At 63.2% G+C, this 15,171-nt stretch carries 12 protein-coding genes; 3 read left to right on the forward strand and 9 right to left on the reverse strand.

Translation table 11 applies throughout. The annotated features are described in order from the left end of the window. Position 1 precedes the first annotated feature (1 nt). The gene (locus tag RYH74_RS19200; protein WP_317409928.1) at positions 2-3,346 is read left to right on the forward strand and encodes a DEAD/DEAH box helicase; all 3,345 of its coding nucleotides are present in this window, start codon (positions 2-4) and stop codon (positions 3,344-3,346) included. Between the two features lie 266 nt (positions 3,347-3,612). Here the strand turns inward: RYH74_RS19200 and nagZ are convergent, their stop codons facing one another. Genes nagZ through RYH74_RS19215 form a run of 3 tightly spaced genes read right to left on the reverse strand, consistent with a single transcriptional unit; the run spans position 3,613 to position 5,912 of the window. Continuing rightward, positions 3,613-4,611, reverse strand: a complete 999-nt coding sequence (gene nagZ, locus RYH74_RS19205; RefSeq protein WP_170931124.1) for a beta-N-acetylhexosaminidase — start codon at positions 4,609-4,611, stop codon at positions 3,613-3,615. Positions 4,612-4,633: 22 nt separating this feature from the next. Next, positions 4,634-5,158: a L,D-transpeptidase gene (locus tag RYH74_RS19210; protein WP_317409929.1), complete on the reverse strand. Its 525-nt coding sequence runs from the start codon at positions 5,156-5,158 to the stop codon at positions 4,634-4,636. Positions 5,159-5,198: 40 nt separating this feature from the next. Beyond that, positions 5,199-5,912 carry a TetR/AcrR family transcriptional regulator gene (locus RYH74_RS19215; protein ID WP_317409930.1) on the reverse strand — a complete coding sequence of 238 codons (714 nt, stop codon included), beginning with the start codon at positions 5,910-5,912 and terminating at the stop codon, positions 5,199-5,201. A gap of 215 nt (positions 5,913-6,127) precedes the next feature. Between RYH74_RS19215 and lexA the strand changes: the two genes are divergently transcribed. Both lexA and sulA read left to right on the forward strand, forming a co-directional pair. Next, positions 6,128-6,736, forward strand: a complete 609-nt coding sequence (gene lexA, locus RYH74_RS19220) for a transcriptional repressor LexA (protein WP_004376420.1) — start codon at positions 6,128-6,130, stop codon at positions 6,734-6,736. Positions 6,737-6,749: 13 nt separating this feature from the next. Continuing rightward, positions 6,750-7,226: an SOS-induced cell division inhibitor SulA gene (gene sulA, locus RYH74_RS19225; protein WP_085589440.1), complete on the forward strand. Its 477-nt coding sequence runs from the start codon at positions 6,750-6,752 to the stop codon at positions 7,224-7,226. A gap of 49 nt (positions 7,227-7,275) precedes the next feature. On the opposite strand, the gene RYH74_RS19230 is transcribed toward sulA, so the two are convergent. The 6 genes from RYH74_RS19230 to fadB form a co-directional block, all read right to left on the reverse strand. Continuing rightward, the gene (locus tag RYH74_RS19230; protein ID WP_004376430.1) at positions 7,276-7,509 is read right to left on the reverse strand and encodes a hypothetical protein; all 234 of its coding nucleotides are present in this window, start codon (positions 7,507-7,509) and stop codon (positions 7,276-7,278) included. A gap of 50 nt (positions 7,510-7,559) precedes the next feature. After that, entirely contained in the window at positions 7,560-8,075 is a 516-nt protein-coding gene (locus tag RYH74_RS19235) for a DUF6586 family protein (protein ID WP_025338325.1), read from the reverse strand. A gap of 187 nt (positions 8,076-8,262) precedes the next feature. Continuing rightward, entirely contained in the window at positions 8,263-10,872 is a 2,610-nt protein-coding gene (topA, locus tag RYH74_RS19240) for a type I DNA topoisomerase (RefSeq protein WP_025338324.1), read from the reverse strand. Positions 10,873-10,972: 100 nt separating this feature from the next. Beyond that, on the reverse strand, positions 10,973-11,224 hold the full coding sequence (locus RYH74_RS19245) for a DUF1653 domain-containing protein (RefSeq protein ID WP_023661154.1): 252 nt from the start codon (positions 11,222-11,224) through the stop codon (positions 10,973-10,975). A 77-nt stretch (positions 11,225-11,301) separates the two neighbouring features. After that, entirely contained in the window at positions 11,302-12,477 is a 1,176-nt protein-coding gene (gene fadA, locus RYH74_RS19250; protein WP_013971712.1) for an acetyl-CoA C-acyltransferase FadA, read from the reverse strand. A 31-nt stretch (positions 12,478-12,508) separates the two neighbouring features. After that, positions 12,509-14,656 (reverse strand): fatty acid oxidation complex subunit alpha FadB, encoded by a 2,148-nt coding sequence (fadB, locus tag RYH74_RS19255; protein ID WP_025338323.1) that lies wholly within the window; start codon positions 14,654-14,656, stop codon positions 12,509-12,511. Between the last annotated feature and the right edge of the window lie 515 nt (positions 14,657-15,171).

The following is a 15,171-nucleotide window of genomic DNA, read 5'->3' on the forward strand; positions in this document are numbered from 1 at the left end:
TGTGAGCGAGAGCGATGCGCAGTTCTTTGTGCGGGAGCACGACGGCTGGACGTTCGCGTTTGACCGCAAGTCCCTGCAACGCGGCCTGGACTACGCCGAGGAAGGCAGAAGCGAAATCGTGTCCATCCTCGACATGACCGTCCGCGCCCAGTGCGCAGGTTCCGGCGGCCGGACCTACTACCAGCGCATCACGCTGGACATGACGGAAGATGGCCTGGAGTGCCGAGGCACTTGCTCATGCCCGGTGGGCGAAGACTGCAAGCATTGTGCGGCTGCGCTCTATTTGCTGGAGCGCGGGCCGGATTACGCCGAGGGCAGCCATGATGCCCCTCACCCAACGGTTGACGCAGCCCGGCAATCTCTGGACCTCCCACCTGAACTCGCCCATTGGGTCGAGGCCCTGGAAGCTCCGACAAAGCCTGCCGAGCCTGCCAGGCGCAAAGGCCCGTCGCTCTACTACAAGGTCGTTAATGAGCACGGCCTTTGCACGCTCAGCGTATCCAAAGGCACCCGCGAAGCCGATGGCCAGCTGAAACTCGCCCGTGCCAGCTCGCTGCCTGAGATGCTCTACTACACGCCACGTTACGTAACTGATGAGGACCTGCGCATCCTCAGGCTGATTGACGCCCTTGGCAAAAACACCAACATGCCAATCGCAAGGCTGGAAGGAAAGCAAGGCGCAGAGCTGTACGAGTTCGCACTGGCCAGTGGCCGCCTGATCTACGGCGAGCAACTGTTGCCACTAGCCCCCGGGCCGACACTGCCGGCCGAGTTTCGCTGGATGAGGCTTGAGAACGGCAGCTATCGTGGTGCGTGGCACCATGATGAGCGGATGCATGACATGGCACTGCCGCTCGACCCGCTCTATTACATCGATACCCAGACGGGCATGACTGGCAAGCTTGTACATGATCTTGACCCGTTCATTGCCAGCCAACTGGCAAGCGCACCTACGGTGCCCGAACACTTGATCATCCCCCTGAGCCACCGCTTGAATGCACTGAATCGCCAGGTTCCAACGCCTACAAGCGTACGCAGTGAACAGATCGACAGTATTCAACCCAGGCCGCACCTGACGCTGGGCAGCCTTGAATTCAGCGCCTACATGCCCAAGACCGGCCGCATGCAGCGGCAGATGCAGCATCGGGCCGCACTGGCGTTCGACTATGACGGTTTACGCGCCAGCGGCAGCGACGAAAAACCGCTGACCCGCCTGGTAGACAACACCAGCCAGCACATCCGCCGCCAGCCACAAGCCGAACAGGCGCTGCGCAAGGTGCTGCGCGACCTCGGTTTCAAGGCCGCCACCCGGCAGAGCAAGGCCCTGCCTGACAGTGCCGGCGAGATGCTCCAGTTGCCCGATGACGAAGCCTGGCTGCGCTTTGCCCGCGAAGGCCTGCCGCGCCTGCGCGAAGCCGGTTGGAACATCGACATCCACCGCGACTTCGCCTTCAACCTGCAGGAAGTGGACGACTGGTACGCCACCATCGACGAAGCGCCCGGCCATGAATGGTTCGACCTGGAGCTGGGCATCGTGGTCGATGGCCAGCGCCACAGCCTGCTGCCGATCGTGCTGCAACTGCTGCGCAACAACCCGGAGCTGCTGCGCCCCAGCGAACTGGCCCGACGCAGTGACGACGAGCACCTGCTGATCGACCTCAACCGTGGCCGCCTCGATGCCCCGGCCCTGCGCGTTGCCTTGCCCTATGGCCGCATCAAGGCAGTGATGGGCACCCTGGGCGAACTGTACCTGCACGAAGACGCCGCAGGCCCGTCCCTGCGCCTGGACCGTGCCGATGCCTCACGCCTGAACGACATCGACGGCCTGCCCCTGCATTGGGAGGGTGGCGAGCATGTGCGCGACCTGGGCCGTCGCCTGCGCGATGCCCGTGACTTGCAGGTAGAACCGCCGACCGGGCTGCAGGCCAGCCTGCGCCCTTACCAGCAGCAAGGCCTGAACTGGCTGCAGGCGCTGCGCGAGATGGGCACCGGCGGCATCCTCGGCGACGACATGGGGCTGGGCAAGACCCTGCAGGCCCTGGCACACCTGCTGCTGGAAAAACAGTCCGGGCGCCTGAGCGCACCGGCCCTGGCGGTGATGCCGACCAGTCTGGTGCCCAACTGGCTGGACGAAGCCCAGCGCTTCGCCCCCGGGCTGCGCGTGCTGGCCCTGCAAGGCCCGGGGCGCAGCAAGCATTTCGCCAAACTGCACGAATACGACCTGGTCCTGACCACCTATGCCCTGGTACCGCGCGACCTCGAGCACCTGCGCGTCCAGGCCTGGCATGTGCTGGTGCTGGACGAGGCACAGAACATCAAGAGCAGCACCAGCAAGGCCGCCCTCGCGGTTTGCGAGCTGCGGGCCAATCAGCGCGTCTGCCTGACCGGCACGCCAATGGAAAACAACCTGGGCGAGCTGTGGTCGATTTTCCACTTCCTCATGCCTGGCTGGCTGGGTGACCTGAAGCGCTTCAACCAGGACTACCGCACACCGATCGAGCGCCACGGCGACAGCGAGCGCATGGCCCACCTGGCCAGCCGCATCCGCCCGTTCCTGCTGCGCCGCACCAAGGAGCAGGTGGCCACCGAGCTGCCGGCCAAGACCGAGATGGTGCACTGGGTCGAGCTTAGCGATGCCCAGCGCGACACCTACGAAGCCGTGCGGGTGGCCATGGACAAGAAAGTCCGCGATGAAATCGCCCGCAATGGCGCCGCGCGCAGCCAGATCATCATCCTCGACGCCCTGCTCAAGCTGCGCCAGGTATGCTGCGACCTGCGCCTGGTCAAAGGGGTGGAAAGCAAAGGCAACCAGGCCGACAAGGGCAAACTGGGCGCGCTGCTGGAAATGCTCGAAGAGCTGCTGAGCGAAGGGCGCCGGGTGCTGTTGTTCTCGCAGTTCACCTCGATGTTGGCGTTGATCGAGCAGGAACTGGAGAAGCGCAAGATCCGCTACAGCCTGCTGACCGGCGACACCCGCGACCGGCGCACGCCGGTGCAGCAGTTCCAGCAGGGTGATAGCGAAGTGTTCCTCATCAGCCTCAAGGCGGGTGGCGTGGGCTTGAACCTGACGGCTGCGGACACGGTGATCCACTTCGACCCCTGGTGGAACCCGGCCAGCGAAAACCAGGCCACCGACCGCGCCTACCGCATCGGCCAGGACAAGCCGGTGTTCGTGTTCAAGCTGATCACCCGGGGGACGGTGGAAGAAAAGATCCAGCTGTTGCAGCAGGAGAAGGCGGCGCTGGCGGCGAGCCTGCTGGATGGCGGGCAGGCCGGGCAATGGCGGCTGGGGGATGAAGAGATCGAAGCGCTGTTTGCGCCGCTGCCTGGGAAGCGCGGGCGGTAGCCCAGAAGCCTTCGCTGCCTGTACCGGCCTCTTCGCGGGCACGCCCGCTCCCACAGGTACAGCGCTGCTTTTCAGGCTGTTGTGTTGCCTGTGCCGGCCCCTTCGCGGGTAAACCCGCTCCCACAGGGATATCAGTGCCCTCAAGGGCGGTGCCGTACCTGTGGGAGCGGGTTCACCCGCGAAGAGGCCGGCACAGCTACAACACCAATTTCGAAACCAGCGCTGCACCTGTGGGAGCGGGCGTGCCCGCGAAGGGGGCGACGCGGTCAATCGACCAACTGCGCCTCCCGCAACGCCCCCAACGCCTCCAGCCACCGCGGCTGCTGGCGATAATCCGTCCGCGCAAACCCTTGCCCACGCATCCGCGCAATCCGTGGCGAGGGCTTGACCTTCATCCGCTGCGCCGCACTCAACGCCAGCTCCGCCGCCGCCCGGTCATTGCACACCAGGCCCATGTCGCAGCCAGCGCTCAACGCTGCCTCGATCCGACTGGCCGCGTCCCCGACCACATGCGCACCCGCCATTGACAGGTCATCACTGAAGATCACCCCGTCAAAGCCCAGCTCGCCACGCAGGATGTCCTGCAACCAGCGCCGCGAGAAGCCAGCCGGCTGGTTGTCGACCTGCGGATAGATGACATGCGCCGGCATCACTGCCGCCAATTGCCCGCTCAGGCGGGTGAACGGCACCAGGTCGGCCTGGCGCAGCTGTTCGAGGCTGCGCTCATCGGTGGGAATGGCCACATGCGAATCCGCTTCGGCCCAGCCATGCCCCGGGAAGTGCTTGCCACAGGCCGCCATGCCCGCCGCATTCATGCCACGGATGAACGCCCCGGCCAGTTGCGTGGCACGCAGCGGGTCACCCTCGAAGGCGCGGCTGCCCACCACGGCGCTGCGCTGGTGGTCCAGGTCGAGTACCGGGGCAAAGCTGAGGTCCAGGCCAACCGCCAGCACCTCGGTCGCCATCAACCAACCGCACTGCTCGGCCAGGTACTCGGCGTTGTCATTGTCGGCCAGCGCACGCATGGCCGGCAGCCGCACAAAGCCCTGGCGCAGGCGCTGCACCCGGCCGCCCTCCTGGTCCACCGCCAGGATCAGGTCGGGGCGGATGGCGCGGATCGACGCGCACAGTTCACGCACCTGGCGCGGGCTGTCGATGTTGCGGGCAAAGATGATCAGGCCGGCCACTTCAGGCTGGCGCAGCAGGTGACGGTCTTCGGCGGTCAGCCATTTACCGGCGATATCCACCATCAGGGAGCCTTGCAGGCTGACAGTCATGGGTAATCCTTCATTGAAGACTGAGAGAAGCCCACTGGGGGCAGGCGGCCTGCTCGATGCGCACCAGGCAATGGGCCGGCACCTGCTCGAACAGGCTTAGCAAATCGGTGTTGCGCAGGCGTATGCAACCATGGGACAGCGCTACGCCCATGGGTTCCGTATCCGGGGTGCCGTGCAAGTAGATATAACGGCGGAAGGTGTCGACCGCACCCAGGCGGTTGACACCCGGCTCGCAGCCACTGAGCCAGAGAATGCGGGTAAGGATCCAGTCCCGGCCGGGGCATTGCGCATGCAAGGCCGGCGACCACACCTCGCCGGTCCAGCGCCGCCCGGCCAATACCGCATTCAGCGGCAAGCCCGCGCCGATCTTCGCCCGCACCTGGTGCAGGCCACACGGCGTGCAACCCGAGCCGTTGCGCTCGCCGGCGCCGTTGCGCGCCGTGGAAACCGGCACGCGCAAGCGCAGCTGGCCATCGGCAAAGCCATAAAGGCACTGGTCAGCGAGGGAAATGTGCAGGAAGTCGAGGTCGGGCATGGGCGCTAGCTTAGCCGAAGCGCCCTGCCCCGCCCAGCCTTCAGGCCTTGGCGGTGGTGGCGCCTGCGCTGGTCTTGGTGCGCGGGCGCAGCTGCGCGGTGGCCATGGCGTCGTCGGTAACACCGCTATCGGCACGCATGCCCGCAGCCAGGAAAGGCACCATCAGGCGCATTACCTGCTCGATCGAGGTGTTGATGCCGAAATCGGTCTCGGCAATCGCCCGCAGGGCCTTGATGCCGGACATGCTGAAGGCGGCGGCGCCAAGCATGAAGTGCACGCGCCAGAACAGCTCCAGCGGCGGGATGCGCGGTGCGGCCTCGTTGACCAGCAGCATGTAGCGGCGGAACACCTTGCCGTACATGTCTTCCAGGTAACGCCGCAGGTGGCCCTGGCTCTGGCTGAAGGCCAGGCCCAGCAGGCGCATGAAGATCGACAGGTCGTTGTTGCTGCGCGGCTGCACGGCCAAAGCCTGCTCGACCAGCATTTCCAGCAGCTCTTCGAGGCTAGGCTTGTGCTCCGGCTTGGCCTGGCGCCGCTCCAGCTCACGCTCGAGGCTGGCGCAGAACGGCCCGAGGAAGCGCGAGAACACTGCCTGGATCAGGGCCTTCTTGGAGCCGAAGTGATAGTTGACCGCCGCCAGGTTGACCCCGGCCTTGCTGGTAATCAGCCGCAACGAGGTTTCTGCGAACCCCCTTTCCGCGAACAGCTGCTCGGCAGCATCGAGAATGCGTTCAACGGTTTCCGATTGGGCCATGACTACTCCGACTACTCCGCCAGACAAACAGGTGTTTGAAACATACGTTTCAGCCCTGCTTCTGTCAAGGCTCGGTGACCGGCCGGTCGCCATTTAAAAGCGCCAGGCGGGCGGCTGCAAGCGCCATTGCTGCTGTTTATTGCAGGTTTTGGCTTGCAGCTCATCCAGTACTGTATATAATCCCAGTCACTGTACAAAAAGACAGAGCGCTCACCATGTTGAAACTGACGCCACGCCAAGCCGAAATTCTCGCGTTCATCAAGCGTTGCCTGGAAGACAACGGCTTCCCGCCGACGCGCGCCGAGATCGCTCAGGAGCTGGGCTTCAAGTCGCCCAACGCCGCCGAGGAGCACCTCAAGGCCCTTGCCCGCAAAGGCGCGATCGAGATGACCCCGGGCGCCTCCCGTGGTATTCGCATCCCCGGTCTGGAAGCCAAGGCCGAAGAAAGCGGCCTGCCAATCATCGGCCGGGTTGCCGCCGGTGCGCCGATCCTTGCCGAACAGCACATCGAGCAATCCTGCAACATCAACCCCGACTTCTTCCACCCCCAGGCCGACTATCTGCTGCGCGTACACGGCATGAGCATGAAGGATGTCGGCATCTTCGATGGCGACCTGCTGGCGGTACACACCTGCCGCGAAGCCCGCAACGGCCAGATCGTCGTGGCCCGCATCGGCGACGAAGTCACCGTCAAGCGCTTCAAGCGCGAAGGCAGCAAGGTCTGGCTGCTTGCCGAAAACCCCGAATTCGCCCCCATCGAAGTCGACCTGAAAGAACAGGAGCTGGTGATCGAGGGCTTGAGCGTCGGCGTCATTCGCCGCTGATCCAGGAGGCGTCATGCAGCAGTTCATTCACGCACCCGAGCAAGTCCAGTTGCCATTGTTCGAAGCATTCCTCGCCCAGCCCGTACTGCCTGGCCTGAAAACCAGCGAAGTGGCGCGCAAGAGCAGCCAGCCCGAGCTGTTCAGCGAACTGTCGCTGCGCGGAGCCCCCGGGCACTGCCAAAGCCTGCTGGCACCCGTGCTGCGCGAACTGAGCGAAGAGGACGAGACCCGCTGGCTGACCCTGATCGCCCCGCCGTCAAGCCTGACACAGGCCTGGCTGCGCGATGCCGGGCTCAACCGTGAACGCATCCTGCTGCTGCAACCTCGCGGCAATCAGAGCCCGCTTCAACTGGCCTGCGAAGCCTTGCGCCTGGGCCGCAGCCACACCGTGGTCAGCTGGCTGGGCAACGTCAACGCCACTGCACGCCAGCAATTGCTGCGCGCTGCCGGTGCCGGAAACGCACAAAGCCTGAACATCCGCCTCGGCTGATGTTCAGGCTTTGCCTGTCACTGCATGAAACCTGATGCCCTGCTGCACCTCAGTGCAGCACACGCGGCCCTTCATCACGCTCAAGCTCGCCATCCATCAGGCGACCGGCCATCTGCACGCCCACGCTGAGCATGGCCTTGGCCACTTCCACATGCTGACCCTGCAGGAACGCCTTGGCGTCTTCCGAGAAATCCAGGGTTACCAGAGAGCCCTCATCCTCGGCGCGACGCAGTTCGATGCGGCCATCAGGCAACTCGACAATTTCCAGAAACGACGTAGACATAAATGGCAGTTCTCCGCGAAAGGCCAGTATTGTACCAGCCGTAGCAGCTATCAGCACTCACTCAACGCGTCGCGGAAACGTCTCACCAGGCCCTTGAGGTTGCTGCGCCAGCTTTCCAGTTCGGCACGCGACAGCGCCGGATGCTCGGGCTCATCGAGATTGACCGCCTGGATCAATGGCTGGGTGACGTCGGTTTTTGGCGCTTTTTTCGCGACCGGTGGTCGGAACAAATCGGCATAAGCACTGAGCATTTGCGCCAGCCAGGTTTCGCGCTGGCGGGCCAGCTCCAGCAGCTCGGCCACTTCCGGGATGGCGATGCCGTTCAGGGCATCGTCGGCCAGTGCTTGCTCGACCGTTGCAACAACTGGCAGGCGGTAGAAGCCACCAATTTCATGACACAGGCCCAGCAGTGCGCCGTAGAGATGGAACAGCGCCGACTCGCGCTCGGCCTGGACCAGGCCCTGGGCATTCATGGCCTGGCTTTGTTCGGCCTTGGCCATGGACTCCAGGGCGAGGCCGGCAAAGAACAGTTTCTGATTGGTGCGGGTGTAGAGTTCCTGGGCCATTTCAGTGCCCTCCCTAAGGCTGCAAGGCGGATAGCTGCATCATAAATGATTGGGGCCGCTTTGCGCCCCTTCGCGGGCTTGCCCGCTCCCACAGGAACTCCATCAAGCCCAAGGCCTGCGCTGTACCTGTAGGAGCGGGCAAGCCCGCGAAGGGGCGCGAAGCGGCCCCAATTACAGCACTGACGGATCAGCGCTTGTCTTCAACCTTCCACGCATTGCCGTCGTAGAACGCCTTCCAGCCGGTCGGCTTGCCATCAACCTCGGACTGCACGTACTGCTCCTTGGTCTTGCGGCTGTAGCGGATCACCGCCGGGCGGCCTTCCGGGTCTTTCTGCGGCGCATCGCACAGGAAGTGGTACTTCGGATCGATCTCATGCTTGTGCGGCACGATCTCCAGCACCAGCGGGGCGCGGGTTTCGCGGTTCTTGGGGAATTGGCTGGCGGCCAGGAACAGCCCCGAAGCGCCATCACGCAGCACGTAGGTATCGTCGACCTTCTCGCACTTGAGCTCTGGCATGTCCACCTTGTCCATCTTCGGTGGTGCCGCCTCGCCGCTCTTGAGCAGCTTGCGGGTGTTCTTGCACGCCGGGTTGGTGCAACCGAAGAACTTGCCGAAGCGGCCAGTCTTCAACTGCATCTCGCTGCCGCACTTGTCGCACTCCAGGCTCGGCCCTTCGTAACCCTTGATGCGGTAGTTGCCTTCCTCGATCTCGTAGCCGGCGCAATCCGGGTTGTTACCGCAGATGTGCAGCTTGTGCTTCTCGTCCAGCAGGTAGGCATCCATCGCAGTGGCGCAGATCGGGCAACGGTGCTTGCCCAGCAACACGCGGGATTCCGATTCGCCCTCGTCGTCGGCGGCAATCTCGTCGCCCGGCACCAGGTTGACGGTGGCCTTGCAGCGCTCTTTCGGCGGCAGGCTGTAGCCCGAGCAACCGAGGAACACGCCGGTGGAGGCAGTGCGGATCATCATCGGCCGGCCACATTCCTTGCACGGAATGTTGGTCATGGTCGGTTGGTTGGCGCGCATGCCGTCTTCGCTGGACTCGGCGGTCTGCAGTTTCTTGCTGAAGTCGCCGTAGAACTCGTCGAGCACGTTCTTCCAGTCACGCTCGCCCTGGGCCACGTCGTCGAGGTTCTCTTCCATGTCGGCGGTAAAGCCGTAGTCCATCAGGTTGGAGAAGCTCTCGGACAGGCGCTCGGTGACGATGTCGCCCATCTTCTCGGAATAGAAGCGGCGGTTGTGCAGGGTCACATAGCCACGGTCCTGAATGGTCGAGATGATCGCCGCATAGGTCGACGGGCGGCCGATACCGCGCTTTTCCATTTCCTTGACCAGGCTGGCTTCGGTGAAGCGCGCCGGTGGCTTGGTGAAGTGCTGGCTCGGGTCGATCTGGATCAGCTTCAGCGCTTCACCCTGGACCATTTCCGGCAACACGTCGTCTTCGCCAGGCTTGCTCTGCTGCGGCAGCACACGGGTGTAACCGTCAAACTTGAGGATACGGCCCTTGGCACGCAGCTCGAAGTCGCCTGCGGCCACGGTGACGCTGGTGGACAGGTATTGCGCCGGCGGCATCTGGCAGGCCAGGAACTGGCGCCAGATCAGCTCGTACAGGCGCTCGGCGTCGCGCTCCATGCCAGTGAGCTTGCTCGGGTGGGTATTCACGTCGGAAGGACGAATCGCTTCGTGCGCCTCCTGGGCGCCTTCCTTGCTGCCGTACACCAGCGGTGCCTCGGGCAGGTACTGCTTGCCGAACTCGCGCTCGATGTAGCTGCGCGCCATGTCCAGGGCGTCGGCCGACAGGTTGGTGGAGTCGGTACGCATGTAGGTGATGTAGCCGGCTTCGTACAAGCGCTGGGCCATCATCATGGTTTTCTTCACACCGAAGCCCAGGCGGTTGCTGGCGGCCTGCTGCAAGGTGGAGGTAATGAACGGTGCCGACGGCTTGCTGCTGGTCGGGCGGTCTTCGCGCTTGACCACGCTGTAGCTGGAAGCCTTGAGCTTCTCCAGCGCGGCCATGGCCTGGGCTTCGTTCAGCGGCTTGAAGGCCTCACCCTTCTCGCGTGCCACTTCGAAACGCACCTTGGCGTTCTTGGCGGTGCCGAGGTCGGCGTGGATTTCCCAGTACTCTTCCGGGATGAACGCGCGGATTTCGCGCTCGCGCTCCACCACCAGCTTCACCGCCACCGACTGTACACGGCCGGCGGACAGGCCACGGGCGATCTTGGCCCACAGCAGCGGCGAAACCATGTAGCCGACCACGCGGTCGAGGAAACGCCGCGCCTGCTGCGCGTTGACCCGGTCGATATCCAGCTCGCCTGGCTGCGAGAAGGCTTCCTGGATGGCCTTCTTGGTGATTTCGTTGAACACCACGCGCTTGTAGCGGGTGTCGTCGCCGCCGATGGCCTCGCGCAGGTGCCAGGCAATGGCTTCCCCTTCGCGGTCCAAGTCGGTTGCGAGATAGATGGTGTCGGCATCCTTCGCCAGGCGGCGCAGCTCTTCGATCACCTTTTCCTTGCCAGGCAGGATCTCGTACTTGGCCTTCCAGCCGTGGTCGGGGTCGACGCCCATGCGTGCCACCAACTGGCGGCGGGCCTTTTCCTTCGGCGACAGGGCCGGAGCCTCACCCGCGGCCTTGCCACGCTTGGCGGCTGGCTCTTTGCTGGCGCTGGCCGAACCGCTGGTGGGGAGGTCTCGGATATGGCCGATACTCGACTTCACCACGTACTGGTTGCCCAGGTACTTGTTGATGGTCTTGGCCTTGGCCGGGGATTCCACAATGACCAGCGATTTGCCCATGGATCGGAGTATTCCTGAATCTGAAGATGAAAAACGCGTCAGGTGCCAGACGCGGCACCGCTATATATAGTGGCAAAAGTGTGAGGTCAAGTTCGGACTATCACTCGTGCGACTTGCCCAGCAACCCGGGCAGCCCCTCTTCGGCCTTGACCAAAGCAAAGCGTGGCACCTGCTCGCCGTCAACCTCGACGGACTCCTGGAACATCGAAAGTGGCCGTACCCAGAAGCTGTAATCACCATACAGGCATTGGTAGAACACCATCCACTCTTCGCTTTCGGAGTGCCGCGCAACACTGAAGACACGGTACTCAGGCCCTTTGTAATGCCGGTATACGCCTGGTTGTATCTGCATGTTGCCCACCCTCTTGAATAAAACCTGTAAAAAACAAAACCGGGGCACAAGGCCCCGGTCGCTGTCCCGCTACGCGATCAGACGCGTTCGAAGACAGTGGTGATACCTTGGCCGAGGCCGACGCACATGGTCGCCACCCCCAGGGTACCGCCATTCTGCTTCATGACGTTGAGCAGGGTGCCGGAAATCCGTGCCCCGGAGCAACCGAACGGGTGGCCCAAGGCAATGGCGCCGCCGTGCAGGTTAACCTTCTCATCCATCTTGTCGAGTACTTTCAAGTCTTTCAGCACTGGCAGGGCCTGTGCAGCGAAGGCTTCGTTGAGCTCGATGAAGTCGATGTCGGCCATGGTCAGGCCAGCACGCTTGAGGGCTTTCTGGGTCGACGGCACCGGGCCGTAGCCCATGATCGCCGGGTCGACACCAGCCACCGCCATGGAACGGATGACCGCCAATGGCTGGATACCCAGGTCCATGGCGCGCTGGCCGGACATGACGATCATGCACGACGCACCGTCGGTGATCTGCGACGAGGTACCGGCAGTGACGGTACCGCCTTTCGGGTTGAACGCCGGCTTCAGCGACGCCAGGCCTTCGAGGGTGGTTTCCGGGCGAATGGTTTCGTCGAAATCGAACACCTTAAGGAAGCCGTTCTCGTCATAGCCCTGCATCGGGATGATTTCGTCCTTGAACTTGCCTTCGACCGTGGCCTTGTGGGCCAGCTGGTGCGAACGCAGGCCGAACAGGTCCTGCTGCTCACGGGTGATGCCGTGCATCTTGCCGAGCATTTCCGCGGTCAGGCCCATCATCCCGGAAGCCTTGGCGGCATGCAAGGACAGGTGCGGGTTGGGGTCGACGCCATGCATCATGCTGACGTGGCCCATGTGCTCCACGCCACCGACCACGAATACATCACCGTTGCCGGTCATGATCGCCTGGGCGGCGGTGTGCAGCGCGCTCATCGACGAGCCGCACAGGCGGCTGACGGTCTGCGCCGCGGAGGTGTGCGGGATCTGGGTCATCAGCGAGGCCATGCGGGCGATGTTCCAGCCCTGCTCGAGGGTCTGGTTGACGCAGCCCCAGATCACGTCCTCGACTTCTTTCGGGTCGACCTTGTCGTTGCGTTCCAGCAGCTTGCTGATCAGGTGCGCCGACATGTCTTCGGCGCGGGTATTGCGGTGCATGCCACCCTTGGAGCGGCCCATCGGCGTGCGACCGAAGTCGACAATCACCACGTCTCTTGGATTCAGGCTCATATCAAATCTCTCGCTCTAGCTCGTTGACCGCTCAGTTGAAGAAGCGCTGGCCGTTCTTGGCCATTTCACGCAGCTTGGCGGTCGGGTGGTACAGCGGCCCCAGGTCGGCGTACTGATCGGCCAGGGCAACGAATTCGGCCACACCGATCGAGTCGATGTAGCGCAGCGCACCACCGCGGAAGGGAGGGAAACCAATGCCGTAGACCAGGCCCATGTCGGCTTCGGCGGCGGTTTCGACGATGCCGTCTTCCAGGCAGCGCACGGTCTCCAGGCACAGCGGGATCATCATCCAGTTGATGATGTCTTCGTCGGTGACTTCACGCTGCTCGAAGACGATCGGCTTGAGCACGTCGAGCACGCTGGCGTCGGCGACCTTCTTCGGCTTGCCGCGCTTGTCGGTTTCGTAGGCGTAGAAGCCCTTGCCGTTCTTCTGGCCCAGGCGGTTGGCCTCGTACAGTGCGTCAACGGCCGAGCGGCGCTCGTCCTTCATGCGGTCCGGGAAGCCTTCGGCCATCACGTCGCGGCCGTGGTGGCCGGTGTCGATGCCGACCACGTCCATCAGGTACGCCGGGCCCATCGGCCAGCCGAACTTTTCCATGACCTTGTCGATTCGCACGAAGTCGACACCGGCGCTTACCAGCTTGGCGAAGCCGCCGAAGTACGGGAACAGCACGCGGTTGACCAGGAAGCCCGGGCAGTCGTTGACCACGATCGGGTTCTTGCCCATTTTCTTGGCGTAGGCCACGGTGGTGGCGACCGCCACTTCACTGGACTTCTCGCCACGGATGACTTCCACCAGCGGCATCATGTGCACCGGGTTGAAGAAGTGCATGCCGACGAAGTTTTCCGGGCGCTTGAGCGCCTTGGCCAGCAGGTTGATGGAAATGGTCGAGGTGTTGGAAGCGAGGATCGCATCGTCCTTCACCTGGGTTTCCACTTCAGCCAGCACGGCCTGCTTGACTTTCGGGTTCTCGACCACGGCCTCGACGACGATGTCGACATTGGCGAAATCGCCATAGGACAGGGTCGGGCGAATGGCGTTGAGTGCCTCGGCCATCTTGGCCGGGGTCAGGCGGCCCTTCTCGACGCGGTTGCCGAGCAGCTTGGAGGCCTCGTTCAGGCCCAGCTGGATGGCTTCCTCGCGGATATCCTTCATCAGGATCGGGGTGCCCTTGACTGCCGACTGGTACGCGATGCCGCCACCCATGATGCCAGCGCCGAGCACGGCGGCCTGCTTCACGTCGTGGGCGATTTCGTCATGCGCCTTGGCCTTGCGCTTGAGTTCCTGGTCGTTGAGGAACAGGCCGATCAGGCTCTCGGCAACCGAGGTCTTGGCCAGCTTGGCGAAGCCTGCGGCTTCGACTTCCAGGGCCTTGTCACGGCCGAAGTTGGCAGCCTTCTGGATGGTCTTGATGGCTTCGACCGGGGCTGGGTAGTTCGGGCCGGCCTGGCCGGCGACGAAGCCCTTGGCAGTCTCGAAGGCCATCATCTGCTCGATGGCGTTGAGCTTGAGCTTTTCCAGCTTGGGCTGGCGCTTGGCCTTGTAGTCCAGCTCGCCACTGATGGCGCGCTTGACCAGGTCAAGGGCACCGGCCATCAGCAGTTCAGGCGCGACCACGGCGTCGACGGCACCCACTTTCAGGGCGTCTTCGGCACGGTTTTCCTTGCCGGCAGCGATCCACTCGATGGCGTTGTCCGAACCGATCAGGCGCGGCAGGCGCACGGTGCCACCGAAGCCCGGGTAGATACCCAGCTTGACTTCCGGCAGGCCGATCTTGGCGCTGGTGGACATGACCCGGTAGTCGGCGGCCAGGCACATTTCCAGGCCGCCGCCCAGGGCGATGCCGTTGATGGCGGCGACGGTCGGCACTTCGAGGTCTTCGAAGGCGTTGAAGATGCGGTTGGCTTCCAGGTTGCCGGCGACCAGTTCGGCCTCGGGCAGCTTGAAGTTGTCGACGAACTCGGTGATGTCGGCGCCGACGATGAACACGTCCTTGCCACTGCTGACGATCACGCCCTTGACCGAGGCGTCGGCCTGGATGGCATCGACGGCCTGGCGCAGTTCGTTCAGGGTCAGGCGGTTGAACTTGTTGACGGACTCACCCTTGAGGTCGAACTTGAGCTCGACGATGCCACTTTCAAGAGCCTTAACCGTGATGGCTTTACCTTCGTAAATCATCAACTGATCTCCACGATATGGAAGCTGAACAGTACACGCCGATCGCTGCAGCAAAAGCAGGCCTAGCTGCCCTGCCCCAGGCACACCCGTCAGCGCGCTAGTCGGAAGTATGGCTTGGCGTCATGACATACAAACGCTCAATTCATACGCCCGTTTGATTTGGGTGTGCACACATTCTCCGAAAAGATCGGCGTTGTCAAATGCTCGCGAGCAAGGTGAAAACACGACTTTCCGGTCATTTTGTAGCGTCTTGGTACAAAACATGATGACAGTGATTGCTGACCATTCATGTCGGCGATTGACCATGAGCCGCAGGAGAATGCTGCAGCTTTTGCCTTGCGCGGCGACCTCGAACGGCTACACTGGCACTTGCTTGAATGCATACCCGGCCTGCCTGGCCTTTTCTGCACAGCAGAACGCAAAGCGGCGACTTGGCACCCCACCCCTTCAGGGGATCGGCCAAGCCGCCGCTTTGTCGTTCATAGCTATTGAAACCTCCGCATTCCCTGTGGGAG

The sequence above is a fragment of the Pseudomonas sp. LSJ-87 genome (genome assembly GCF_032971465.1).
Classification (GTDB): domain Bacteria; phylum Pseudomonadota; class Gammaproteobacteria; order Pseudomonadales; family Pseudomonadaceae; genus Aquipseudomonas; species Aquipseudomonas putida_Z.

What these genes read in the sequence shown, in the direction of transcription:
- RYH74_RS19210 (WP_317409929.1), bottom strand. Translation starts at nt 5,158, where the DNA reads ATGCCCGACCTCGACTTCCTGCACATTTCCCTCGCTGACCAGTGCCTT.
- RYH74_RS19215 (WP_317409930.1), bottom strand. Translation starts at nt 5,912, where the DNA reads ATGGCCCAATCGGAAACCGTTGAACGCATTCTCGATGCTGCCGAGCAG.
- lexA (WP_004376420.1), top strand. Translation starts at nt 6,128, where the DNA reads ATGTTGAAACTGACGCCACGCCAAGCCGAAATTCTCGCGTTCATCAAG.
- sulA (WP_085589440.1), top strand. Translation starts at nt 6,750, where the DNA reads ATGCAGCAGTTCATTCACGCACCCGAGCAAGTCCAGTTGCCATTGTTC.
- RYH74_RS19230 (WP_004376430.1), bottom strand. Translation starts at nt 7,509, where the DNA reads ATGTCTACGTCGTTTCTGGAAATTGTCGAGTTGCCTGATGGCCGCATC.
- RYH74_RS19235 (WP_025338325.1), bottom strand. Translation starts at nt 8,075, where the DNA reads ATGGCCCAGGAACTCTACACCCGCACCAATCAGAAACTGTTCTTTGCC.
- topA (WP_025338324.1), bottom strand. Translation starts at nt 10,872, where the DNA reads ATGGGCAAATCGCTGGTCATTGTGGAATCCCCGGCCAAGGCCAAGACC.
- RYH74_RS19245 (WP_023661154.1), bottom strand. Translation starts at nt 11,224, where the DNA reads ATGCAGATACAACCAGGCGTATACCGGCATTACAAAGGGCCTGAGTAC.
- fadA (WP_013971712.1), bottom strand. Translation starts at nt 12,477, where the DNA reads ATGAGCCTGAATCCAAGAGACGTGGTGATTGTCGACTTCGGTCGCACG.
- fadB (WP_025338323.1), bottom strand. Translation starts at nt 14,656, where the DNA reads ATGATTTACGAAGGTAAAGCCATCACGGTTAAGGCTCTTGAAAGTGGC.